At 53.5% G+C, this 24,058-nt stretch carries 17 protein-coding genes and 1 tRNA gene; 3 read left to right on the top strand and 15 right to left on the bottom strand.

Annotated elements, in window-relative coordinates:
• Positions 1-50 precede the first annotated feature (50 nt).
• From gltB to CYQ09_RS16670, 4 genes are read right to left on the bottom strand one after another with little or no spacing between them, the layout of a single operon-like run.
• Entirely contained in the window at positions 51-4,583 is a 4,533-nt protein-coding gene (gene gltB / locus CYQ09_RS16685; protein WP_106746526.1) for a glutamate synthase large subunit, read from the bottom strand.
• Positions 4,570-5,280, bottom strand: a complete 711-nt coding sequence (locus CYQ09_RS16680) for a hypothetical protein (RefSeq protein WP_106746525.1) — start codon at positions 5,278-5,280, stop codon at positions 4,570-4,572. Before CYQ09_RS16680 ends, gltB begins: the two co-directional genes overlap by 14 nt.
• Positions 5,277-5,948: a hypothetical protein gene (locus tag CYQ09_RS16675; protein WP_106746524.1), complete on the bottom strand. Its 672-nt coding sequence runs from the start codon at positions 5,946-5,948 to the stop codon at positions 5,277-5,279. The genes CYQ09_RS16680 and CYQ09_RS16675 overlap by 4 nt, the downstream gene beginning before the upstream one ends.
• Positions 5,949-5,987: 39 nt before the next feature.
• A complete protein-coding gene (locus CYQ09_RS16670; protein WP_106746523.1) occupies positions 5,988-7,415 on the bottom strand; it encodes an NAD(P)-dependent oxidoreductase in 1,428 nt (475 codons plus the stop codon).
• Positions 7,416-7,633: 218 nt separating this feature from the next.
• Between CYQ09_RS16670 and CYQ09_RS16665 the strand changes: the two genes are divergently transcribed.
• Complete coding sequence (locus tag CYQ09_RS16665; protein ID WP_106746522.1) at positions 7,634-8,437, top strand: undecaprenyl-diphosphate phosphatase; 804 nt, start codon at positions 7,634-7,636, stop codon at positions 8,435-8,437.
• Here CYQ09_RS16665 and CYQ09_RS16660 read toward each other — a convergent pair.
• A complete protein-coding gene (locus CYQ09_RS16660; RefSeq protein ID WP_106746521.1) occupies positions 8,434-9,414 on the bottom strand; it encodes a complex I NDUFA9 subunit family protein in 981 nt (326 codons plus the stop codon). The two genes, CYQ09_RS16665 and CYQ09_RS16660, sit on opposite strands and share 4 nt — an antisense overlap.
• Positions 9,415-9,578: 164 nt before the next feature.
• On the opposite strand from CYQ09_RS16660, the gene CYQ09_RS16655 reads away from it, so the two are divergent.
• Positions 9,579-9,665: transfer RNA gene (locus tag CYQ09_RS16655), tRNA-Leu, on the top strand.
• A 123-nt stretch (positions 9,666-9,788) separates the two neighbouring features.
• Here CYQ09_RS16655 and CYQ09_RS16650 read toward each other — a convergent pair.
• From CYQ09_RS16650 to chvE, 7 genes are all read right to left on the bottom strand, one after another.
• A complete protein-coding gene (locus tag CYQ09_RS16650) occupies positions 9,789-11,312 on the bottom strand; it encodes an aldehyde dehydrogenase (NADP(+)) (RefSeq protein ID WP_106746520.1) in 1,524 nt (507 codons plus the stop codon).
• 15 nt (positions 11,313-11,327) lie between these two features.
• Positions 11,328-12,254: a Gfo/Idh/MocA family protein gene (locus tag CYQ09_RS16645; protein ID WP_204353980.1), complete on the bottom strand. Its 927-nt coding sequence runs from the start codon at positions 12,252-12,254 to the stop codon at positions 11,328-11,330.
• Positions 12,241-13,983, bottom strand: a complete 1,743-nt coding sequence (araD, locus tag CYQ09_RS16640; RefSeq protein WP_106746519.1) for an L-arabinonate dehydratase — start codon at positions 13,981-13,983, stop codon at positions 12,241-12,243. The genes CYQ09_RS16645 and araD overlap by 14 nt, the downstream gene beginning before the upstream one ends.
• Positions 13,984-13,993: 10 nt before the next feature.
• On the bottom strand, positions 13,994-14,977 hold the full coding sequence (gene araD1, locus CYQ09_RS16635; protein WP_106746518.1) for an AraD1 family protein: 984 nt from the start codon (positions 14,975-14,977) through the stop codon (positions 13,994-13,996).
• A gap of 4 nt (positions 14,978-14,981) precedes the next feature.
• Positions 14,982-16,190, bottom strand: a complete 1,209-nt coding sequence (mmsB, locus tag CYQ09_RS16630) for a multiple monosaccharide ABC transporter permease (RefSeq protein ID WP_106746517.1) — start codon at positions 16,188-16,190, stop codon at positions 14,982-14,984.
• The gene (gene mmsA, locus CYQ09_RS16625) at positions 16,187-17,719 is read right to left on the bottom strand and encodes a multiple monosaccharide ABC transporter ATP-binding protein (RefSeq protein WP_106746516.1); all 1,533 of its coding nucleotides are present in this window, start codon (positions 17,717-17,719) and stop codon (positions 16,187-16,189) included. The genes mmsB and mmsA overlap by 4 nt, the downstream gene beginning before the upstream one ends.
• 113 nt (positions 17,720-17,832) lie before the next feature.
• Positions 17,833-18,894, bottom strand: a complete 1,062-nt coding sequence (gene chvE / locus CYQ09_RS16620) for a multiple monosaccharide ABC transporter substrate-binding protein (RefSeq protein ID WP_106746515.1) — start codon at positions 18,892-18,894, stop codon at positions 17,833-17,835.
• 192 nt (positions 18,895-19,086) lie between these two features.
• Between chvE and CYQ09_RS16610 the strand changes: the two genes are divergently transcribed.
• The gene (locus CYQ09_RS16610) at positions 19,087-20,055 is read left to right on the top strand and encodes a LysR family transcriptional regulator (protein ID WP_106746513.1); all 969 of its coding nucleotides are present in this window, start codon (positions 19,087-19,089) and stop codon (positions 20,053-20,055) included.
• Here CYQ09_RS16610 and CYQ09_RS16605 read toward each other — a convergent pair.
• From CYQ09_RS16605 to CYQ09_RS16595, 3 genes are read right to left on the bottom strand one after another with little or no spacing between them, the layout of a single operon-like run.
• Entirely contained in the window at positions 20,043-21,416 is a 1,374-nt protein-coding gene (locus CYQ09_RS16605) for a pectinesterase family protein (protein WP_106746512.1), read from the bottom strand. The genes CYQ09_RS16610 and CYQ09_RS16605 overlap by 13 nt on opposite strands.
• A 1-nt stretch (position 21,417) precedes the next feature.
• The gene (locus tag CYQ09_RS16600) at positions 21,418-22,503 is read right to left on the bottom strand and encodes a glycoside hydrolase family 88/105 protein (protein ID WP_106746511.1); all 1,086 of its coding nucleotides are present in this window, start codon (positions 22,501-22,503) and stop codon (positions 21,418-21,420) included.
• 2 nt (positions 22,504-22,505) lie between these two features.
• Positions 22,506-24,005: a glycoside hydrolase family 28 protein gene (locus CYQ09_RS16595; RefSeq protein WP_106746510.1), complete on the bottom strand. Its 1,500-nt coding sequence runs from the start codon at positions 24,003-24,005 to the stop codon at positions 22,506-22,508.
• Positions 24,006-24,058: the final 53 nt, after the last annotated feature.

Here is a 24,058-nt window from a genome sequence, read left to right as displayed (position 1 = left end):
GTCAAGAAGCAGATCGCCCCCACACTTATTTCAGTGCAGGGGCGTTGTTTTTATTCAGCAGGTATTGCTGCGTCTTCGATGCTGAGCGGATGCTTGAGGTGCACCAGCATTTCTTTTGGGCAGATTTGGACAAAGTTGCCTTTTTCCAGTTCCCAGTGCTGCAGTAAATCAGCCGCTTTACGGCTACCTGTTTCTTTTGCGTGGCGTTCGATCAGGCCTTTCAGTTGGTCAAGCCAGTGATCCACGGTCACCGGGTTCGTCACCAGTGTCTCCATGTTGATCAAATCGGCAGCTTCGCCTTTTGGATCGTATAGATAGGCCATACCGCCCGTCATACCTGCACCAAAGTTCGCGCCAATTGACCCGAGGATTACCGCAACACCGCCAGTCATGTATTCACAACCGTTGGTTCCGCACCCTTCAATCACGACAGTCGCGCCAGAGTTACGCACAGCGAAACGTTCGCCTGCACGGCCCGCCGCAAACAGATAACCGTCAGTCGCACCGTATAGAACAGTGTTCCCAATTATCGTGTTATCGGCAGCGACCAGCGGGCTAACCATTGGAGGTCGTACAACGATCGTGCCGCCTGACAGACCCTTACCGACATAGTCGTTCGCGTCGCCAGAAACCTCGAGCTTGAGGCCCGGCGCTGCAAATGCACCCAGCGACTGCCCGGCAGAACCACGCAATTTGACCGTTAGGTGATCAGGTTGCAGTTCATTGCGCATGCCAAAGTTCTGAACGATATGGCTGGATGTGCGTGTACCGATGGTCCGCAGAGTGTTTTGCACTGCATAATCCAACTGCATTTTCTCGCCCTCGTTCAAGAAGCGCGCAGCGTCTTGAACGATTTGCGCATCCAATGTGTCATCGACAGCGTTACGTGGCTTGTTGCGGTCATAAGTGATCTTTTCAGCGCCATCGACTGTGATCAGCAACGGGTTCAGGTCAAGATCATCAAGATGCGCTGAACCACGGCTAACCTGCGTCAACAGATCGGCACGGCCGATAACATCGTCCAATGAACGCGCACCGATGCTCGCGAGGATTTCGCGTACTTCGGTTGCGTAGAAGGTGATCAGGTTCACGACCTTGTCCGCGTTACCAGTGAACTTGTCGCGTAGCGATTGGTCTTGGGTACAAACGCCGACAGGGCAAGTGTTTGACTGGCACTGGCGCACCATGATGCAGCCCATCGCGATCAGCGCAGCGGTACCGATGCCGTATTCCTCGGCACCCAGCATCGCAGCCATGACGATGTCGCGACCAGTGCGTAGGCCACCGTCTGTCCGCAATGTGATACGTTCACGCAAGTTGTTCATCGCAAGCACTTGGTGTGCTTCGGTCAGACCCATTTCCCACGGCAGACCAGCGTATTTGATCGACGTACCCGGTGATGCGCCCGTACCGCCGTTGTGACCTGAAATCAGGATCACATCGGCCTTCGCCTTAGCGACACCAGCGGCGATCGTACCAACACCAGACGCAGCAACTAGCTTCACTGTCACTTTACAGATCGGGTTGATCTGCTTGAGGTCATAGATCAGCTGGGCCAAATCCTCGATTGAATAGATATCGTGGTGTGGCGGAGGTGAAATCAGCGTCACGCCTTTGGTTGAGTGGCGCAGCTTAGCGATCAGGTCAGTGACCTTCATGCCGGGTAGCTGACCGCCTTCGCCGGGTTTCGCACCTTGGGCGACTTTGATCTCTAGCTCTTCACAGGCCAAAAGGTATTCGGCTGTAACGCCGAAACGACCCGATGCAACCTGTTTGATCTTTGCAGACGCGTTGTCACCGTTTGGCTCTGGTGTGAAATCCTCTGGGCTTTCGCCGCCTTCACCAGAATCCGACTTTGCCCCGATACGGTTCATCGCAATCGACAGCGTACGGTGTGATTCAGGGCTAAGCGCCCCCAAGGACATGCCGGGCGTCACGAAACGCTTACGGATCGCTGTGATGCTTTCCACTTCTTCGATCGGAACTGGCTTGCCCATAGGCTTAATCGCTAGCAGGTCACGCAAATGGATCGGCGGGTTAGCCTGCATTGATTTGCTGTATTGCTGCCACATCGGATATGATGCGTTGTTACAAGCAGCCTGCAGCATGTGCATTGTCTGCGCTTCCCACGCGTGCTTTTCACCTGAACGGCGGGCTTTGTAGAAACCACCGATTGGCAGGATATCAGACGGATTTTTCCAACCGCGCGCGTGGACTTCTTCCAGCTTGGTTTGAATACCGCTTGTCCCGATACCAGAGATACGGCTTTGCATACCCGGGAAGAATTCAGCAACCATAGCACGCGACAGGCCGACAGCTTCGAAGTTCAGACCACCACGGTAAGACGCAAGAACTGAAATCCCCATCTTCGCCATGATTTTCAACAGGCCTGCATCAACCGCTTTGCGATAATGAGACACGGCTTCGGCAAGTGTCCCTTCAAGCAATCCGCGTTCAACGCGGTTCGCAATCGAATCCTGCGCAAGATAGGCGTTCACAGTCGTCGCGCCACAACCAATCAACACCGCAAAGTAATGCGGGTCTATACACTCCGCAGACCGCACGTTGATCGAACAGAATGTGCGCAGACCTTTGGACGTCAAGCCAGAGTGCACAGCAGATGTCGCAAGGATCATCGGCATTGGCACGCGGTCAACGTTTTGGTGCTGATCTGTCAGTACCAAGTGCCCAGCACCTGAACGTACGGCATCCTCGGCCTCTTCGCGAATACGCTGAAGACCTGCAGAAAGCGCACCGCGACCTGCTTCAAAGGTACAATCGATAAAGGCAACGTTATCACCGAAATGGCGAACCATTTCATTGAATTCACCGTTTGAAACGAACGGGCTTTCGAGTACCAGAATTTCTGCTTGCGAAGAGTTTTCGTCCAGCACATTTTTCAGGTTACCAAACCGTGTTTTCAACGACATGACGCGTGTTTCACGCAGGCTGTCGATTGGCGGGTTGGTCACCTGGCTAAAGTTTTGACGGAAGAAGTGCGACAGCGGACGGTAGACGCTTGAAAGAACCGCAGATGGCGTATCATCACCCATCGACGCGATCATCTCTTTGCCGTCTTCGGCCATGGGCGCAAGCACTTGCTCTAGGTCTTCGATGGAATAGCCTGCAGCAACCTGACGCTGACGCAACTCTGCGCCCTTGAACATGGCCTCTTCTGCGACATCGCCCATTGAATCGGTTAGATCGGTAACTTTTTCGATCCAATCGCTAAATGGCTGCGCACCAGACAGGACATCTTTCATTTCAGTATCGTGGAACAGTTTGCCTTCTTTCATGTCGACGGCAATCATCTGTCCGGGACCAAGCGCGCCCTTTTCAACAACAGTGGCTTCGTCGATTGGCACCATGCCGACCTCGGAACCTGCGATCAGCAAGCCGTCACCTGTCACAACATAACGCAGTGGGCGCAAACCGTTCCGGTCCAAACCGCCACAGACCCAACGGCCATCAGTCATTGCCAACGCAGCGGGGCCATCCCATGGCTCCATCACGGCATTGCAATAGCTATACATGTCCTGCCACGCCTGCGGCATGTCAGATGTTTGCATCGCCCACGCTTCGGGAACCAGCATTGTTTTTGCCATTGGGGCATTCCGACCCGCACGCACCAAAACTTCGAAAACAGAGTCTAACGCAGACGAATCCGACGCACCTGATGGAATGATCGGCTTAATATCTTCGGCTTTGTCGCCAAAGGCACCAGATGCCATCCTGATTTCGTGGGACTTCATCCAGTTGACGTTGCCCTTAAGTGTGTTGATTTCACCGTTGTGGGCCAACATGCGGAATGGCTGTGCCAGTGACCACTGTGGAAACGTGTTTGTGGAATAACGCTGGTGGTAGATCGCGAATGCCGATTCAAACCGTTCGTCCAACAGGTCTGGGTAGAATTCAGCCACCTGTTCGGCCAGCATCATGCCTTTATAGATGATTGAACGGCAAGACAGCGAACAAATGTAAACGCCGTTGATCTGCGCCGCGGCCGCTGCTTTTTCGATACGACGACGGATGATGTACAGTTCACGTTCGAACTGTTCTTCGTCGATGTCTTTTTCACAGCGGATCAGAATCTGTTCGATCTCTGGGCGTGTGGCGTTCGCCTTTTCGCCCAAACATTCGGTGTTCACCGGAACGTGGCGCCAGCCATAAATATAGTGACCAAGGCGCAGAACCTCGGATTCGACGATTGTACGGCAGCGTTCTTGGGCACCGAAATCGGTGCGTGGCAGGAACACCTGACCGACGGCAATCATTTCACCATCTTCAGGTTCGTGACCTGTGCGGCGAATTTGATCTTGGAAAAATGGAACAGGGATTTGTACGTGGATACCCGCGCCGTCACCTGTTTTACCGTCAGCATCGACAGCACCACGGTGCCAAATCGCCTTGAGCGCATCAATACCGTTTTCGACAACGCCACGCGAAGGCGTACCGTCGATGGCAACCACAAGCCCAACACCGCAAGACGAATGCTCGTCTTCGTCAGCATAAAGACCGTTTTCGGTCATCCATTTGCGCTTAGCTTCCTCAGCCGCGACCCAAGCTTGATCATAAGTGGTCATAGGTATTCTCCTCAGAAAGTGGTGCGGATGAGATCGCAACCCCACAGCCGTGCTTTGGCCGTGTACTTAGAAAACCCGGTTCCCCGGGAAAGATGAATTCGACAGGGCGGTCGTCGTGTTCGAACTGCCCTTCGGGTGTTGTTGTGACGCCAGTGCCAGACAAAAATATGCGCCAGTCTGGGCTAATAAATTCGTTGCCTTTGCCCGACCAGATCACAGTTCCGTCGTCCGCAGTCGCGGTTATGTCATAAGCCGTCTCAAGCAGCGTGACGCCGTCGATCGTGATTTCGCGCCCGGTCAACGTGTCCTGACCGACGAAATGTGTTGCGCCGAACTGGTCAGACATTGTGCTGAAATCATAGTCATCAACACCATTCGCGATCAGGTCAGACAGCGAAGCTGGCTCTGCCGGGTTCGGCATTAGTTGTTCACTGTGGCCAGTCAACGCGTGGAAACTGGCGATCCACTGCGTTTCAGCATCGATTTCACCGGCGTAGGTCATGCCCTGTTCATCCAATGAAACGCGGCGTTGGTGGCCCGGTACATCGCCTTCGCAGGTAAAGTGATGATCAACCTGACAGCTTTCTGCCTGCACCGTTAAATACGCAGTACAGCCAGCGGGCAGACCAAAGGTTGCCCGACTGTCCTGCGCAGCCACAGGGCCGGCAGCGATCAAAAGACCAAGCACGATCCTCATGGCTGATAGCTCGTTTCGATCTCGTTACATTCGTAGACTGGTTGGTCCGCAAAGAACCCGGGTTCGTCTGGATAGATGAATTCAACTGGCGACATGTCAGTGATTTGGTCAGGATCTTCTTCCGACCAAGATTGACCGAAAAAGAACAGCCGGTGGTCTTGACTAACGTATTGACGACCGCTGCTTGCGTCCAAAACATTTCCGTCCGCGTCAATTGTCTGACCCTGATATTCAGTTTCGAACAATGTCTCGCCGTCGATCACTATCGTTTCGCCCGTTAGCATGTCAAAACCAACGTTACGCTCCGCGCCACCTTCGGTTTCGATTGTAAAATCCCATGTATCCACCTGATTGGCGAATAGCTCTGTCAGTGATGAAGGGTCTTCAACGGGTTCTTGCAGCGCCTCATTCCCAAGAACGGAATAGGTTTCCATCCACTGAAATTCGTCGTCAACACGTTGCACGCTAAACACGCCTGTTTGACCGATCAATGCAATCCACTGGTCGCCTTCGCTATCGGCTTCACAGGTCCACACATTAACCATCACGCAGCCTTTTTGCTGAACAGTCAGCTTGGCTTCGCACCCTTCGGGCGCGGCAAAACTTTGCTGGGCAGCAACGGGGGTGGCCAACAGTAATGTGGCGATGGTCAATACGGGCTTCATCATGTCTTAACCTTTCAGGTCAGTATAGTGATGTGGCGAAGTTTATTCGGCTGCGACGGCGGCAGCCTCGTTCAGATAGTCCAAGATTGCAGTGGCTGTGTCACGCCCATCACGGATAGCCCACACAACAAGCGAGGCACCGCGCACGATGTCACCTGCAGCATACACGCCTTCAAGGCTGGTCGCGCCTGTTCCGAACTCGGCTTTGACGGTACCCCAACGGGTGACCTCCAGACCTTCGGTCCCCCAAAGCGTCGGAAGATCCTCGGGCGAGAAACCAAGCGCCTTGATCACAAGGTCAGCAGGTTCAACGTAATCTGCACCTTCGATAACTTCGGGTGCTTGGCGGCCAGTTGCGTCCGGTGCGCCAAGACGCATCTTTTGCACTTTTACACCAGAAACAGGTCCACCTTCGAACCCATCAGGGGCAGCAAGCCAGACGAATTCAACACCTTCTTCTTCGGCGTTCTGAACTTCGCGCTGAGAACCCGGCATGTTGGCACGGTCACGACGATACAGACATTTCACGCTTTCGGCACCCTGACGAATAGATGTGCGCACACAATCCATCGCAGTATCACCGCCGCCAATCACAACAACGCGCTTGCCAGCAGCGTTAAGTTCACCGCTTTCGAATTCAGGAACAACATCACCAAATCCGTGGCGGTTGCTGACAGTCAAGAAATCAATCGCGTTCACGATACCTTCGGCATCTGAATCAGGCAGATCACGTGTTTTATAAACGCCAGTCGCGATCAGCACAGCGTCATGCTTGCCGCGGATCGCATCAAAAGAAAGATCCTCGCCAACGTTACAGTTCAACACAAACTGTACGCCGCCGTCTTCCAACTGGGCCATACGTTTCATGACAACGTCTTTTTCCAGCTTAAAACCGGGAATACCGTAGGTAAGCAGGCCGCCCCCACGATCATAGCGATCGTAGACAGTGACCTGCACACCTTGACGACGCAGCATGTCCGCCGCAGCCAAACCACCCGGACCAGCACCGATGATGCCAACGCTTTCTGAACGCTCAGCGCTTGGGCGGATCGGTTTAACCCAACCTTCCTCGAACGCGGTGTCAGTAACGTATTTTTCAACCGAACCGATGGTCACAGTGCCGTGGCCAGACTGTTCGATCACACAGTTACCTTCGCACAGACGGTCCTGCGGACAAATGCGGCCACAGATTTCGGGAAACGTGTTTGTCGCCTGTGAAATCTCGTAGGCTTCTTCCAGACGGCCTTCGGCAGTTAGGCGTAGCCAGTCTGGGATGTTGTTGTGTAATGGGCAGTGCGACTGACAATATGGCACACCACATTGCGAACAACGGCTCGCTTGCTCGGCTGCTTTCGCCGTCGCGAACTCGGCGTAGATTTCACCAAAATCCTGCTTACGCAGATTCGGCGGGCGCTTTTCCGGCATCTCGCGGTCTACTGCAGTGAATTTTAGCATTTTCTGGCCAGCCATACGCCGTCCTCCCGTATTACAGAGCGAACTGCCTTTTAAATCGGAACTTTCGAAATGAAAAGTCAGTATGACTGACCTATATTGAAATAAATTTATCCAATCAAGCACTCTTAGCTTGTTACTTTGCAAATATTAGGTCCGATTCGGACATACATATTCCCTTCCCCCCAATTCGCATCAGGTTAGGTTGAGAAAAAGCGAATCGCAGGCACATTCAGATGACAACATTTAACCTCCTCCTTGTGGCACTTATTCAAGGGATCACCGAATTCTTGCCGATTTCTTCGTCTGGGCATCTAATTTTACTGCCTTCCCTGACAGGATTGGACGACCAAGGACAAATTATAGATGTCGCAGCCCATGTCGGAACACTTGCGGCTGTTGTCCTGTATTTCTGGACGGACGTTCGGATTGCTATCGGCGGCACGCTGCGGCTAATCCAAGGCAAGGTAGACACACAAGGCGCGAAACTCGCGCTAGGCCTGATCATCGCAACCATTCCGGTTATTGTATTTGGACTTTTCCTGAAAATAACCGGAATAACAGACCATCTACGTGGCATTGCGGTGATCGGATGGACCATGACGATCTTTGGAGTGGTTCTATACTGGGCAGACCAAACCGGACCCACAGTCAAAACAACAGATCAATGGACCATAAAAGACGCGATCAAAATGGGTATCTGGCAAGCTGTTGCACTTATCCCCGGCACGTCGCGGTCGGGCATCACCATCACAGCAGGGCGCCTGCTTGGCTATACGCGCACAGATGCGGCTAAACTATCGATGCTGATGTCGATCCCAACTATCATCGCATCAGCCAGCCTACTTAGCTTGGACCTTGTTGGCGCTACAGACGTGGGCGCGCTGCGCGACATTGGTATTGTCGTGGTAATGTCATTTCTTGCCGCTCTCATTGCGCTAACACTGATGATGCGACTACTGCGCGCAGTAAGCTACACGCCCTACGTCGTCTATCGACTGGCGCTGGGCGTAATACTTTTATGGATCGCTTACACTTAGGCTTTTAAGTTTTTCGCAGATTCTTTGATTGCGTCGTATTGACCCGACGGACGAAAGCGCCACAGGTAGTCAGGAAGCACCGCATCAAGCGACGTTGCCTGAATACCAAAGGCATCCAATCCCTTGGCGCCTTCGGAAACGACATTATCAACCGTTAAACTTGCAACCTGATCTTTTGTGACCGGCCCTTTGACCAAACCAAGCGACAAGGTACGACCAACGCCAAAGCCCCACGCCATGATCCGAGCAATCCAAAACGGAATATTCACGATCAAACGACGACGACGCACAACACCCAGCATCTTTTGCATCAAACTGCGGAAACTATGAACGTCTGGTCCACCCAACTCATAAACGCCTGCTTCTGCATCGCCTATGATTGCCGTTGCAGCAGCAGCAGCGACATCATCAACATAAACCGGTTGAAATAGGGTCGCCGCACCAACGATTGGCAAAACCGGTCCAAACCGGGACATGCCCGCAAAGCGATTAAAGAATGTGTCTTCTGGGCCAAATACAATTGATGGACGTAGTATGACGGCCCCCGGAAAACCTGCCAGTACAGCGGCTTCGCCGGCGGCTTTGGTGCGCCCGTATACGCTGGGCGCGTTTTCATCAGCCCCAATCGCCGAGATATGAACCATACGCGCAACGTTCAAATCAGATGCGATACGGGCAATGCGCCCTGCGCCATCGGCATGAACGGCATCAAAGGTGTTTTTGCCTGCCTCGTCCAACAGTCCAACACAGTTAACAACCACGTCAGCACCTTCGGTAACGGCCGCTACGCTTGCGTCATCACGGATATTACAGAAAATAGGTTCAACCTGCCCCACAACACCGTAAGGACGCACGAACATTGCTTCGTTTACAGAGCGCACGGCAACGCGAACGCGCCAACCTTCAAGGGCCATGCGACGGGCGATATAGCGCCCCACAAAACCGGATCCGCCGAAAATGGTGACTAGCTTAGACATGGCAAGGCCTCTTTGCTCGTTTGCCACGGTTTACCCGGCCACCTATTGCCAGACAAGCCGCATTTGAAAGGTTTCATGCTACGTTCCTTTAACTATCGCATTTTTCCAGTCGAATCGCGTTGACAGCACCGCGCCACCACCTTAAATCGCCCCCTACGACACCTGCCCAGGTGGCGGAATTGGTAGACGCGCCAGCTTCAGGTGCTGGTGTCTGTATGGACGTGGAGGTTCGAGTCCTCTCCTGGGCACCAAGTCGTTTTCCCCGACAGATAACAATCGCGAACGTGCACAAAAAAAGCGCCACAATAGGTTTGCGTCTATCGTAGCGCTGGAATTTGCGTGATCCTGGCGATGTCCGCCAGAATCATCCTATCTTAGCCCCGCAAATCTGCAGGAAGCAGTGCTTCTGGTATTCCTTGGAAACAGACTGGTCTTACGAACCTCCGGATCGCCATGGTTCCAACACTAGTTGCCCCGAAATTCGTCGATGCTGGGAAAGGCCCACCGTGCACCATAGCATCGGCCACTTCGACCCCCGTGGGGAAACCGTTCACCAAAATACGGCCGGCTTTGCGTTCAAAGATCGGCATCAATGGCCGGGCTGCGTCGGTGTCAGCATCGTCCATTTGCAGCGTGACAGTAAGCTGACCATCGAGCTGGGTTGCTATTTTTTGCCGTTCGGCTGCGTCGTTGGCGAAAATTAGAATGCCTGCCGGTCCAAATACTTCATGCGCAAGCTCAGGATGCGCAAGCCAGTCAGCACCGGATACGCGGAACGCAGCAGGGGCGGCGCAGCGGGCGGGGGCGTCAGCAGGGGTGTTCAGCGCAGTTGCGACACCAGCATCCGCCAATGCCTGAACCCCACGGCCATAGGCAGCTGCGGTTCCATCGGTCAGCATGACTTGAGGTGCAACATCACCCAAGGCCGCGGCAGCCGTCGTTGCGAATTGTTCAGCCGCATCACCTGCCGCCAAAATCACAACGCCGGGGTTTGTGCAGAATTGCCCCACCCCCATGGTCAGCGATGCTGCCCAGCCTTTGGCGATGTCATCGCCACGTGTGGCCAAGGCGTTATCCATTACGAATACTGGGTTGATCGCACCAAGTTCGCCGAAGAACGGGATCGGTTCAGGGCGTGATATTGCGATATCGAACAACGCTTTGCCGCCGCCATATGATCCAGTAAAACCAACCGCGCGGATTAGCGGGTGGCGAACTAATGCTTCGCCCGCTTCGTTCGTGTTGGATTGCACGAAACCAAATGTTCCAGCAGGCATGCCAGTCCGTTTTATTGCCGCGTCAATCGCGCGGGCAACCAATTCGCCGGTACCGGGGTGACCGGGGTGACCCTTGAACACAACCGGGCAGCCTGCAGCCAGCGCAGATGCCGTATCGCCACCAGCTGTTGAAAACGCGAGTGGGAAGTTTGAGGCCCCAAACACGCCGACAGGGCCGATTGGTCGTTGGATCATGCGCAGGTCAGGACGTGGAAGTGGAGCACGATCCGGCAGTGCAACATCATGACGTCGGTCAAGATAGTCACCCTTACGGATGTGGTCCGCGAATAAACGAAGCTGGCCGCATGTACGGCCGCGTTCGCCCTGCAAACGGGCCTCTGGCAGGCCAGTTTCGGCGTGACCAATTGCCGTCAGCTGATCGCCACGCGCGTCGATTTCTTCAGCAATCGCCTCAAGAAACTCCGCGCGTGTTTCACGTGTGCTCCAACCATATGTCAGATACGCGTCTTCAGCCGCTTGCACGGCGGCATCTACTTCGGCTTGCCCGCCACAAAGAACGGTCATAACTTCGCCGCTCGCGGGATCAGATTGGAACGGCGTACCGCCATCGACCCATTCGCCAGCGATCAGATGTTGTCCGGTAAGAGTTGTATCGGTCATGGTTGGTCCTTTGGTTCATTCATGAAAGGGCGCGACTGTTTTTCGGTCACCCAGCATGAAGGCGTCAGCCACATGCAAAAGCGGGCTGATATCTACATCTGAATGACCTGCTTCGATCAATTCGGCAAAACGGTGATATAAGCCGGGATATTCGCCAGCGTCTGGAACGGTCTGAACAGCGCCGTTGATAGTCAGCGCCGCACCACCATCTGTCAGCTTTAGCGTGCCTTCGGTGGTTTCGACCGTGATATTCCACGTTTGTGGGCCTTCTTGGCGCCAGTCAAAATCAGCTTTGACAGTCATCCCTGCCGGGCCAGCAAAGGTCAGATCAGCCGCAATTGGCGTTGCACGGTTTTCCGGAAAAGACAGCGTCGATGCGGTCAGGTGCACGGGGTTCGGCAGGATTTCTGTCATGATCGACAATGCATTGATGCCGGGATCAAACACGCCCAGACCGCCTGCTTCCCAGATCCAGTCTTGGCCGGGATGCCAGCGGCGCACGTCTTCTTTCCAGTCGATTTGAACCGAGGTGATCTGCCGATCAGACAGCCAACCACGTGCGGCTGCGACGCCAGCGGCGTAACGTGAATGCCATGTCGCAAATAGGGTCACGCCCTTTGCCTTGGCCAGTTTTTCAAGCTTCAGAACCTCAGACACCGTCGCGCCGGGTGGTTTTTCAAGCATCGTATGCTTGCCCGCCATCAACGATTTGACCGCGATGTCATAGCGTGGCTGCGGCGGCATACACAGCGATAGCGCGGTGATATCCGAACGCTCCGCAGTCAGCGCGTCGATATCAGCATAGTTATCCACGCCATCAACACCGCCTGAACGGCTGACCGTCGCGGCAAGCTCCATCGTTTCGTTACCAGCAATCGCTGGGATATGTTGATCGCAGGCAATTTTGCCCACGCCGAGAATGGCAATCTTAGTGGCTGTCACGGGGTACCTCGTTTCCACGTTGTCCTTTGAGAACGTCAAAGTCCGCACCAGTGTCCGCACCTTCGACATGATCGAGATACATGCGTGTGTAGCCGCCGACCACACCGTTTTTCGGGGCTTGCCACGCAGCCAGCCGGGCGGCCAATTCTTCGTCGCTGATATCAAGGTGAACGCGCCGTGCTTCGACGTCCAGTTCAATCATGTCTCCGTTTTGAACGACGGCCAGCGGGCCACCTGCTGCCGCTTCAGGCGTCGTGTGCAAAACAACGGTGCCATATGCAGTGCCAGACATGCGCGCGTCAGAGATACGAACCATATCGGTAATCCCTTTCTTCAGCACCTTGGGCGGTAGCCCCATGTTGCCGACCTCGGACATACCGGGATAACCCTTTGGCCCGCAGTTTTTCAGGACCATCACGCAGTTTTCGTCGATATCCAGCGTGTCATCGTTGATCTTGGCCTTATAGTCGTCGATGTCTTCGAACACGACAGCGCGGCCGCGATGTTTCATCAGATGTGGGCTGGCTGCCGAGGGTTTGAGGACCGCCCCGTTCGGCGCAAGGTTTCCCTTTAGCACGGCAATCCCGCCAGACGCGGCAAGCGCTTTTTCGACGGGCAGAATAACGTCTGCATTCCAGTTGGTCGCGTCTTTGACTTCGTCCCAGATAGCATCACCGGATACAGTCAGAGCGTCTTTGTGCAACAACCCTGCCTCGCCCAGGCGTTTTAAAACAACAGGCAGACCACCCGCATAAAAGAATTCCTCCATCAGGTATTTGCCCGATGGCATCAGGTTCACAATCGTCGGAACGTCACGTCCGCAACGATCCCAATCATCTAGCGTCAGATCAACTTCGACCCGACCAGCAAGCGCGAGAAGGTGGATTACTGCGTTGGTCGAACCGCCGATTGCGCCATTGGTGCGGATAGCGTTTTCAAACGCTTCTTTGGTCAAAATGTCAGATGGTTTCAGATCATCTTTGACCATCTGTACGATCCGGCGACCCGTCATCTGTGCCATCACCTTGCGGCGGCTATCAACGCCGGGAATTGCCGCGTTCCCTGACAGTGCCATACCCAGCGCCTCGGCCATTGATGCCATGGTCGATGCTGTGCCCATCGTATTACATGTACCCGATGAACGGCTCATGGCTTGCTCGGCCTCAAGAAAATCTTCTTGGGACATTTTACCGGCTTTGATGTCTTCGGACATTTGCCAAAGCGCGGTGCCCGATCCGACACGTTCGCCACGGAACCAACCGTTCAACATTGGTCCGCCGGTCACAACGATAGACGGAATGTCAGTGCTAGCGGCACCCATCATCAGGCTAGGCGTTGTCTTGTCACATCCGACCAAAAGAACGGCACCGTCAATCGGCTGAGCGCGCATGACTTCTTCTACCGCCATCGCAGCAAGGTTGCGGTACATCATCGCAGTGGGGCGGAACGTGTTTTCTGACGCTGAAAACACAGGCACCTCAACAGGGAAACCGCCTGCCTCCCAAATCCCGGCTTTGACTTTTTCGGCCAGTTCACGCAGATGGCCGTTGCATGGGGTTAGTTCAGACCATGTGTTTAAGATGCCAATAACGGGTCGTCCGTCGAACAGATCATGCGGATAACCTTGGTTCTTCAACCAGCCACGGTGATAGATATTATCACGAGAGTTCCCGCCGTACCATTCTTGGGAACGTAGCTTGCGGGGCCATTCGGCGGGGATAAAAGTCATTTACTGGCTCCTACAGTTTACGGACGGCAACAGCGCCGTTAACCGCGGGGGTGGTCGAAAGGGAATTGCGCAATGGCAGGCCGAAATCAGGCGCGTTGATTTCAAAAACATCGCCATCTTGGGGGACAATGCCATCGGCAAACGACAGGGTCGCCGTGCCAAACATGTGCACATGCACATCGCCAGGCTGACAGAACACGTCGTATTTGAAATGGTGATGTTCAAGGTTGGCAATCGTGTGCGACATGTTCGTTTCGCCCGATAAAAATGGCTTTTCGAATAGCACGGTATCGCCTCGGGTGATTTTGCTTGTGCCCTCTACGCTATCTGGCAGGTCACCGATCAACATCTCGGGTCCAACAGAACACGGGCGCAATTTGGAATGCGCAAGGTACAGATAGTTCTGCCGTTCAGTCACATGATCCGAGAATTCATTAGCAAGCGCAAAGCCCAACCGGAACGGCGTGCCGTCTGCACCAATGATATAAAGACCAGCTAATTCAGGTTCTTCCCCCCCATCCAAAGCAAATGATGGTGATACCAAAGGTGCACCGGGCGCGACCAGTGCGGCACCTGTGCCTTTGTAGAACCATTCAGGCTGCACACCGACCTGCCCAGCATCAGGCTTGCCGCTTTCGACGCCCATACGAAACATCTTCATGGAATCTGTTTCTTCGTCGGCCTTTGCATGCATCGAAGCGCGCGTTGACGCAGACCCAAGATGGGTTAAACCCGTTCCCGTTAGATGCAAATGTGCAGGATCGGGATGGGTAAGCGGTGGTAGCAGGCTACCTGCGGCATAAAGCGCCTCTAGATCAACGGCTGCGCCAAGACCAACATTTGAAATGTGACCATGCAAGGTTTGGCCGCTCGCGGCGCAATCCATCGCCATTTCGTAAAGCGATTGATCCGAATTGACTTCGAATGCTTCGGTGCCATCACGAGCAACGATTTGAGTACGGCCATCAGCCTTGCGGTATTGTGAAATCAGCATCTGATCAGCCTTTCTTCTTGTTGAGAACGTCAAAGACAACCGCGGCCAAAAGCACGAGACCCTTAATCACCTGCTGCCAGTCAATACCGATCCCCAGGATCGACATACCGTTGTTCATCACACCCATGATGAAGGCACCGATCACGGCACCCACAACAGTACCAACGCCGCCAGCCATCGACGCGCCGCCAATGAACACAGCTGCGATCACATCAAGCTCGAATCCCAGCCCTGCCTTGGGGGTTGCTGTGTTCAAGCGTGCGGCGAAAACCAGCCCGGCTAGGGCGGCAAGCACACCCATATTGGCAAATGTTAGGAATGATATTTTTTTACTGTTGATGCCGGACAGCATTGCGGCCTTTTCATTACCGCCAATAGCGTAAATCCGGCGACCCATCGTGGTGCGGGACGTGATGAACGAATAGATCGCGATCAAGAGCGCCATAACGATGAACACATTCGGCAAGCCACGGAAATCGGCCATCAGCCAGCTCATGTAGACCAGAGCAACAAAGATCAGACCGTTTTTGGCGACAAAGAATGTGATGGGTTCTTCGATGCTGCCTGTCTTTGCGGCCTCCATCCGGCTGCGCACGGCCAAGCCCACAATCAACAATGCCACAGCAACACCGATGAATAGTGAAAACAGGTTCAGGTTCTCGCCGTTAAACAGATCAGGAATGAACCCTGACGAAATAAGCTGAAACTGTTTGGGGAATGGACCAACGGATTGACCGGCCAGCAGCCAAAGTGTCAGCCCCTTAAACACCAGCATCCCCGCCAAAGTCACAATGAACGATGGAATGCGTAGATAGGCGATCCAGAAACCTTGGGCCATACCGATGATCCCGCCTGCAATCAGGCAAAGCACAGCAGCAATCGGATAGGGAATATCCCAGTTCACGATCATCACAGCGGCCAGCGCACCGACAAACCCCATAACAGACCCGACGGACAGGTCGATATGTCCTGCCACAATGACCAACAACATGCCCACGGCCATGATGATGATATATGAATTCTGCAGGATCAGGTTGGTCAGATTGACTGGCTTTAGCAAAATGCCGCCCGTCGTGATCTGAAAGAAGATCATGATCGCGACAAGCGCAAACAGAATCCCATATTCGCGCATGTGGCTGCGTAGGAATGACAAACTTGATTTGACCTCCATCTTGGGCTGATCGTCGGTAGTGTTGGTGGTTGCCTGGGTCATGCCTGGTCCCCTGATTTAATGATGGTGGCCATGATTTTTTCTTGCGACGCGTCTTCGGTCGGCATTTCACCGACAAAGCGGCCTTCGTTCATGACATAAAGTCGGTCGGTGATGCCCAGCAGTTCGGGCAATTCAGAAGAGATAACGATGATCGCTTTGCCTGATGCGGCCAATTCGCGGATCACCGTGTAAATTTCGAATTTTGCGCCAACGTCGATGCCCCGCGTCGGTTCATCAAGGATCAGAACTTCAGGGTCGGAAAACAGCCATTTGGACAAGACGACCTTTTGCTGGTTGCCCCCCGAAAGGTTCACCGTTTCCTGCTCGATTGAGCTGGATTTGATGTTCAGCCGGTCACGATATTGGTTTCCGACAGCAACCTCTTTGGCGTTGTTCACTACGATCCCATTCGCAACACCTTCAAGGTTGGCCAATGGAACATTGCGCCGGATCGTATCATCAAGCACCAAACCATAGGTTTTCCGATCTTCGGTCGCATATGCCAGCCCCGCGTTAATCGCGCTGCGCACATTGGGCAGATGGACGGGTGCACCGTTGATCGACACCTCGCCACGGATGTGTGCACCATAGCTGCGCCCAAACAGGGACATCGCCAATTCGGTACGGCCAGCACCCATCAACCCTGCGATGCCTAGCACTTCGCCTTTTTTGACGTAGAACGACACGTCTTTGACGACTTCGCGCTCAGCATGAAGCGGATGCGTCACGCACCAATTTTTGACCTCCATCGCGATCTCATCACGGGCGTGTGGGATGCGCGGCGGATAGCGGTCATCAAGCGAACGACCAACCATATCGCGGATAATATCATCTTCGCTGATGCCCGCACTGCAATCCAAACGCGACACCGCAGCACCGTCGCGGATCACTGTAATCGTATCAGCAACGCGGGAAATCTCGTTCAGTTTATGCGAGATCAAGATCGAGGTAATGCCCCGCGATTTGAACTCGAGCAACAGATCCAACAGCTTTTCGCTGTCGGTCTCATTCAGGGACGATGTCGGTTCGTCCAAAATCAACAGACGTACGTTTTTCGATAGCGCCTTTGCGATCTCAACCAGTTGCTGTTTGCCTAGGCCAAGGTTGTCGACAATCGTATCGGGGTGTTCGTCCAGCCCGACGCGCGCCAAAACTTCGGCGGCACCGTTGCGGGTGCTGCGCCAATCAATCACGCCACGGTTGGCACGTTCGTTTCCGAGAAAGATGTTTTCTGCCACCGATAAAAGCGGCACCAGCGCCAGCTCTTGGTGGATAATAATGATACCTTCGTCTTCGCTATCTCGGATGCTGCCAAAGCTTTGGACCTGACCGTCATAGACGATATCACCGGTATAGGTGCCATGTGGGTAAACACCCGAAAGCACCTTCATTAGGGTCGATTTTCCGGCGCCGTTTTCGCCGACCAAGGCATGAATTTCACCCTCGGCCACGGACAGGCTCACCTGATCAAGCGCCTTTACACCCGGAAATTCCTTGGTGATCGCGCGCATTTCTAGAATTGTTGACATTTAAGGCTCTCGTCTGAGCTAGAATAGGTGGTTCCCGCCTTGAAATAGGGGACCGGGCGGGAACCAAATTGATGGCAAGCATGAACAACACTCGCCATCACGGGAGCGGTTGATTACTCGATTTGGTCGGCACTGTAATAGCCGCTTTCAAGCAAAACAGATTCCCAGTTTTCAGCTGTCACTGCGACAGGCTCTAGTAGGTAAGACGGCACGACTTTTACGCCGTTGTCGTATGTTGTTGTGTCGTTGATTTCAGGCTCTCCGTCATTCAACAGGGCTTCGACCATACCAACAGTCACACGGGCCAGTTCACGAGTGTCTTTAAACACTGTGGAATACTGTTCGCCTGCGATCATGGATTTTACAGAAGGTACTTCGGCATCCTGACCAGAAACGATCGGCATTGCCATATCGCCAGATCCGTAACCTACACCCTTTAGCGAAGAAAGGATACCAATCGACAGACCATCATAAGGCGACAGAACACCGTGAATTGTCGCATCCGTGTAGTTGGCAGACAGCAGGTTATCCATGCGCGCCTGCGCAACGGAACCATCCCAGCGCAACGTACCAACAGTATCCATGCCCATTTGGCCGGACTGGATCACGATATCACCAGAGTCGATCAGAGGCTGAAGAACCGACATCCCACCGTCATAGAAGAAGTAAGCGTTGTTATCATCTGGGCTACCGCCGAACAGTTCGACGTTCCACGGCTTGTCATCTGGAAAGCGTTCCTGAAGACCGTCAACGATCGTGGTCGCCTGCTGCACACCGACCTTAAAGTTATCGAATGTCGCATAATAGCTGACGTCGCCGCTGTCGCGGATCAGACGGTCATAGGCCACTACTTCGATGTCGGACGCCGCGGCGTTGGCCAGTGCGTTCGACAGTGTCGTGCCATCAATCGCAGCGATAACCAAAACATCAACGCCCTTGGTGATCATGTTTTCGATCTGCGCAAGTTGGTTCGGAATGTCGTCTTCTGCATATTGCAGATCAACTTCGTATCCGGCGGCTTCAAACTGCTGCACCATGTTTTCGCCGTCAGCGATCCAACGTGCCGATGATTTCGTTGGCATCGCGATACCAACATAACCTGAGTCCTGCGCGATTGCGCTTGAACCCAATGCCACCAACGCAGTGGTCGCGAGAATTGTCTTAAAACCAGTCATATTTTCCTCCCTGGCGCATCGCAGCACGGAATACAGGCCCGATGCGTTGTCTTTTTGCCACCTCGCGTGGGATCAATTTCCATCCCCACCACGCTTGGTACGCGCCAGACAGTCGCAATCTTCGTCATTGCAATCAAATCAGAAATTAGACATTGGATATACATAATTTGGTATATGAATAGATCAAAGCACATGATTAAATCCGTTTCTGAAACTGGACAAACAGCACGACTTATCCAACGTGGGCTTCGGTTCTCTCAGCTTCGGCTGATCGTATGCGTCGAAGACACTGGTCAAATCTCGACGGCGGCAGACCAGTTAGGGATGACACAGCCCGCCGCATCGCGACTGCTGTCAGAGCTTGAAAAAACATCTGGTAGCAAACTGTACGAACGTCATCCACGCGGTGTCGACTTAACCGAAGCCGGGCGTGTGCTTGCCGCGCGTGCCCGCACGACGCTTCAGGAACTGGACAGTGCATTCGATGAAATCAGCCTGATCAACAGTGGCGCACGCGGAATTGTACGGATCGGAACCGTCACCGGACCCGGGTTAGAACTTATCTTGCCGGTCGTAAGGGAACTGCGGGTGACCTATCCCGACATTGAATTTGACGTGCTGGTGGATACGTCCGACAAATTATCGGAGGCGCTGCTTGCGCATAGTCTCGATTTCTATCTCGGCCGTGTTTTAGGAAATACCGATCCGCGCGCTGTCACATTGCGCCCCATCGGCCCAGAACCAATCGCACTTGTCGTCCGAAATGGGCACCCTCTTTTGCGGAATACAAATTTAACGCTAAAGGACTGTTTGGCGTACGATTGGGTCATGCAGGCGAAAAACGGTCTCATGCGGTCAGCAACCGAGACATATCTACTTGAACACGACTTAGAACCGCCAGCGCGGGTGCTGAGTACGTCCTCGCTTCTTCTTACGATGGGCTTAATCAGTGACACGAATGCAATCACACCAATTGCGCGATCCGTGGCCGAGCTTTTTACGAATCCTGCCCAACTCGGCAGTAATGTTCGCATTCTTGATGTCGCTCATGACATGACCGTTGGGGCATATGCATTAATCCAGCGGCGCGGGTCCGACCCAAGCCCCGCTGTTCGACGTGTGCTAACCCAACTGGAAGCGCGACTTGATCAGATTTCTTGATTATCGAATTCAGCGAGAAAAACAGTATCAGGCGAAACATCTGACAGATCGACCGGCTGCGCCGATAGCCAATCAGAAAGGGCAGAGGTCACATCGGCTGCGCGGAACTGCACGGGACGGAACCGTGCATTCCAAGCGCCGGGCGTATATGCACCATCACGATCGAAAGTACCGCCGTTCCAGTCATCCCATGGCGCTGCCGAGTTGATATGTGCGCCAATTTTAGAACGCAAAATAACACACTTACCGACGGCTTCTAGCGTCGCGCGACTGATCGTTCCATTCGGTTCGTTGTATTCTGACACATGATCAAGATCACAAGTATAGTCCGGTACGGACGTCACACCATACGGCGTAGACCGTACAGATTCAAACCATTGCCGCCCTAAGCTGAACCGCCCAGCCAACGCGTTTTCACTGCCATCATGGGCAAACGTGCATTCGCTGAACACGAATCCAAATGATGTGCGAATATTCGTGCTTGGTGCCGCCACCCACGCATGAAGCGCACGTGATCCGCGCGACACAATCGTACAGTCGGTGAAATAAGCCGTCGTTTGACCAAATATGAAATCCACATCCCCAGCGATTTTACAGCCCTTAAAATACGACCGTGATGTTGTGAAAGGAGCAGGCGATTTCAGGTAAAGCGTGTCTTGAAAGCTTTCGAGATGCAGGTTCTCACAATGCACTTTATCTGCGCCTGCAACCAATAAGGCCACAGCCTGATGTTGCCCGGTGCTTTGCTGAAAATCAGCGCGGGTCGCACCGCTATCGTCTGCGCCCTGTGGCAACCGATCCGCGTTATAAGTATTAACCAGTGTCAGGTTTCGAAGCTGACAACCGTCGTTTTCAACCCGCAGCACCGACGCATTCGCCGTCGTGATCTTAATGTGCGCAGAAATTCGGTCAAATATCGCAATAATTTCGGGGGCATGTCCCGTAAACAGATCTGCAAATCGGTCTTGATATTCGTCCCCCGGCATTTCTGCATCGACATTTGCAGAAATTTTGGTGCGGCTTGGATCCCCATCCATTCCATAAATTGTGATAGGAACGGCCCGGCCCTGCCAAGTAATCTGAGGGATATAGACCGGACCTTTGTATACGCCCGGCTCTAAGCCGATATAAATGCGATCAGGACCAGCGCATTTTGTCACGGCTTGGTTCACAACTTCGGCCAAACCCATGTCTGGCGTGCCGATATAATCTGGGTCGCCCATAACCTGCCCGCCCATGAATTCATCCAACCATGGACACCACGGATCAACCGTTTCGTCGCCTGCAACACCTGTACAGCGCAACACATTGGCAGCTGAATATTCAACAGCTTGCGCCTTGGTTAATTGAGGACGCAGCACATTAGCCAACGGCGCGTTCCTTTTTGATTTCCAAGGATAACGCGTAGGCCGTGATTAATGGTGAAACACCTTTGGGATCATCAGAACAAATCTTTTCGCTGACGTAATACTCTGCGCTGCCGTCACGATAGCGCCCCTCGAACGGACCAAGTCCAGCAACCCAGCACATGTCAAACATCTCTAGCTGACCATCGGGGCGTTGGCGCACGGTTTGATCAATCAGCGTATCGACGAGATCGTCATAATTAGCGGGCAAAATGCCGATCCGTGATGCTTTGACCAGCGCATATACAAACATCGCAGAAGCCGAAGATTCTTGATAGTTTTGACCAAGGTCGGGTCGGTCAATAACCTGAAGCCACAATCCGTCGGGCTTACGTAGTTCATATATTTTCTCAAGCAGCGCGACCGTGTCTTGGTGTAACGGTGCGAACTCTTGTTCTGATACGACTTCGGCAACATCGACAAGCGCCATCGCAACCCAACCAATTGCACGAGACCAAAAAGCCGCAGAATGACCCGTCTTTTTATCCGCCCAAGGCTGCATTCGCGCTTCGTCATATGCATGGGCGAATAGGCCTGATTTTGCGTCGCGATTTGTGTTCAGTGCGGTGGCAATTTGCGTCAGTGAATCTTGCACCATCGCCTGATCACCGATTGCCTGCGCATAACCCACCTGAAATGTGGGCCCCATGTACAAGCCGTCCAACCAAATTTGCCAAGGGTAACGCAGTTTATGCCAATACACGCCCGATTTTGTGCGCGGATGATGTTTCAGTTGCAGCGCAAGGTAATCGGCCGCAATCATATATTTCGGATCACCCGTTTGCGCGTGAAGATAAACCAAAGCGCGTCCAGACAGGATGTGATCGATGTTATATTCTGACGGATCATACCCAACCGGCAATGACGCATCGGTTAATTGGCCGTCGACCAAACGCTTTAGGTGATCAAGCCAGCGATCTTCGCCCGTCGCCTGATGCATCGCTTCGAGCGCACGATAAACGAGCCCGTCTTCATAGCACCATGATCCACCTTTATAGTATTTATGATCACGCGCGTAGGCATCAAAATAGTCGCTTAGCATGGCTAGATTTCCTCTGGTGAAAGGACGGTCAGATCACCGTCCAATCTGGCAAATTCAGTAATAATTCCTGCGTGAAGTTCTGGGCCGACGTTGCTAGCCATGACGGGAACGCCCGGTGTTGCATTGGGATCGTAAGATACCCAAAACCCATCAACCGAAATTCCTGTAATCGGCGCTTCGGGTAACCCGATAAGCGCAGCGGCAGCATGCTGCACGCCCTTTGCCATCACGTTCTTAAGTGTAATATCGGTAATCAACGGGGTGGTTTCATCGACTGGTGCGGGATCACGCGATTGGACTGCATCACTGCGACCGTCAGGATCGCAAAAGTAAAATGCGTTCACAGCCAAAGGTGTCGCAACATTTTCCATGTGAACCATATCAAGCGCGATCCGTGCGACTTTGCCGCCGCGACCACGCCGGGTTTTGATCCGCACACCACGGTCCGTACCATCAAATGTGCAACGCGTAATCGTCACATCGGTAATGTCACCGCTCATTTCGGAACCCAGCACCACCGCACCGTGGCCACGTTCCATCAGGCAGTTACGGATAGTCAGCCGGGTTGTCGGAGCCAAATGACGGTTATCACCTTTTTGCCGCTTACCTGCTTTGACCGCGATGCAGTCATCGCCGACCGATATCCTTAGCCCAACCACCTGCATATCAACGCAACTTTCCGGGTTGAAGCCATCGGTGTTTGGACTGTCTGGCGGGTTCTGAATAAACATCGCCGCAGCAATAAGATTTGAGCAATGAAACGGGTGCACCGTCCAAGAAGGTGAATTCGCGACAGTGATCCCGCTTAGGGTGACATTCTGGCAATGTGCCAAAAACAACGTCCGTGGGCGTCGCGCGCCGTCTCGGGTTTCTTTTGGCCAGCTCCACCAATCGCCACTATCACCGCCACCGTCGATGCGGCCCAGCCCGGTGATCGTCAAATTTTCACATCCAATCGCAGTAATTGGCGACGCGAAACTCGCTTCGGGGAGCCCCTCCCAAGTACCGACATTCAATCCGTTTTCGTCCCAAGCTGGAAGAATAGGCCAGTCTGCACGGTCACCCGGCGCGGCGATTTCGGCACCTTTCGCCAAGTACAAGGTCATATCACTGCGTAGAAATATTGGTTTGGAAACATATCTGCCTGCTGGTACGTATAGCGTCCCACCTATCGGCAACGCATCAATCGCCGCCGCAAACGCAGGCGCATTATCAACACTGCCCGTAGCTGCACCAAAGTCAGTTAAATCGATTAGGCCCGCACATGGAGGCGTCTGAAACCTTGCCACACCCATTGCCGTGCGAAATTCATAGTTTGTGTCGGGCTCTAGTGCATCTAGAAACACTGAAACCTTAGCGGCTTCGCCTGTTTGAACAGGTTCATTTCCGGCCTTTGCCAACGACCACGCCCTAGGTTCAGCAAGATGATATAGCGCCTGATCAGGCGATAGCAGTACCGTGGCCGTGCGTGGTGTCACAGCAATAGTTTCAATAACAGACATGGGATAACCAGTTAGGTTTGAGATAGGTAGCGCCGCAAACCACGGCGCCACCA

Origin of the sequence: Yoonia maritima (genome assembly GCF_002933395.1) — a bacterium.
GTDB classification, from domain to species: Bacteria; Pseudomonadota; Alphaproteobacteria; order Rhodobacterales; family Rhodobacteraceae; genus Yoonia; species Yoonia maritima_A.
This window is presented reverse-complemented; position numbering and strand designations above follow the sequence as displayed.

Bases quoted from the DNA above. Each gene is read 5' to 3' on its own strand.
- mmsB (WP_106746517.1), bottom strand. From the start codon at position 16,190: ATGACCCAGGCAACCACCAACACTACCGACGATCAGCCCAAGATGGAG.
- CYQ09_RS16660 (WP_106746521.1), bottom strand. From the start codon at position 9,414: ATGTCTAAGCTAGTCACCATTTTCGGCGGATCCGGTTTTGTGGGGCGC.
- CYQ09_RS16610 (WP_106746513.1), top strand. From the start codon at position 19,087: ATGATTAAATCCGTTTCTGAAACTGGACAAACAGCACGACTTATCCAA.
- CYQ09_RS16595 (WP_106746510.1), bottom strand. From the start codon at position 24,005: ATGTCTGTTATTGAAACTATTGCTGTGACACCACGCACGGCCACGGTA.
- CYQ09_RS16665 (WP_106746522.1), top strand. From the start codon at position 7,634: ATGACAACATTTAACCTCCTCCTTGTGGCACTTATTCAAGGGATCACC.
- CYQ09_RS16650 (WP_106746520.1), bottom strand. From the start codon at position 11,312: ATGACCGATACAACTCTTACCGGACAACATCTGATCGCTGGCGAATGG.
- CYQ09_RS16670 (WP_106746523.1), bottom strand. From the start codon at position 7,415: ATGGCTGGCCAGAAAATGCTAAAATTCACTGCAGTAGACCGCGAGATG.
- chvE (WP_106746515.1), bottom strand. From the start codon at position 18,894: ATGACTGGTTTTAAGACAATTCTCGCGACCACTGCGTTGGTGGCATTG.
- gltB (WP_106746526.1), bottom strand. From the start codon at position 4,583: ATGACCACTTATGATCAAGCTTGGGTCGCGGCTGAGGAAGCTAAGCGC.
- mmsA (WP_106746516.1), bottom strand. From the start codon at position 17,719: ATGTCAACAATTCTAGAAATGCGCGCGATCACCAAGGAATTTCCGGGT.
- araD (WP_106746519.1), bottom strand. From the start codon at position 13,983: ATGACTTTTATCCCCGCCGAATGGCCCCGCAAGCTACGTTCCCAAGAA.
- CYQ09_RS16675 (WP_106746524.1), bottom strand. From the start codon at position 5,948: ATGATGAAGCCCGTATTGACCATCGCCACATTACTGTTGGCCACCCCC.
- CYQ09_RS16680 (WP_106746525.1), bottom strand. From the start codon at position 5,280: ATGAGGATCGTGCTTGGTCTTTTGATCGCTGCCGGCCCTGTGGCTGCG.
- araD1 (WP_106746518.1), bottom strand. From the start codon at position 14,977: ATGCTGATTTCACAATACCGCAAGGCTGATGGCCGTACTCAAATCGTT.
- CYQ09_RS16600 (WP_106746511.1), bottom strand. From the start codon at position 22,503: ATGCTAAGCGACTATTTTGATGCCTACGCGCGTGATCATAAATACTAT.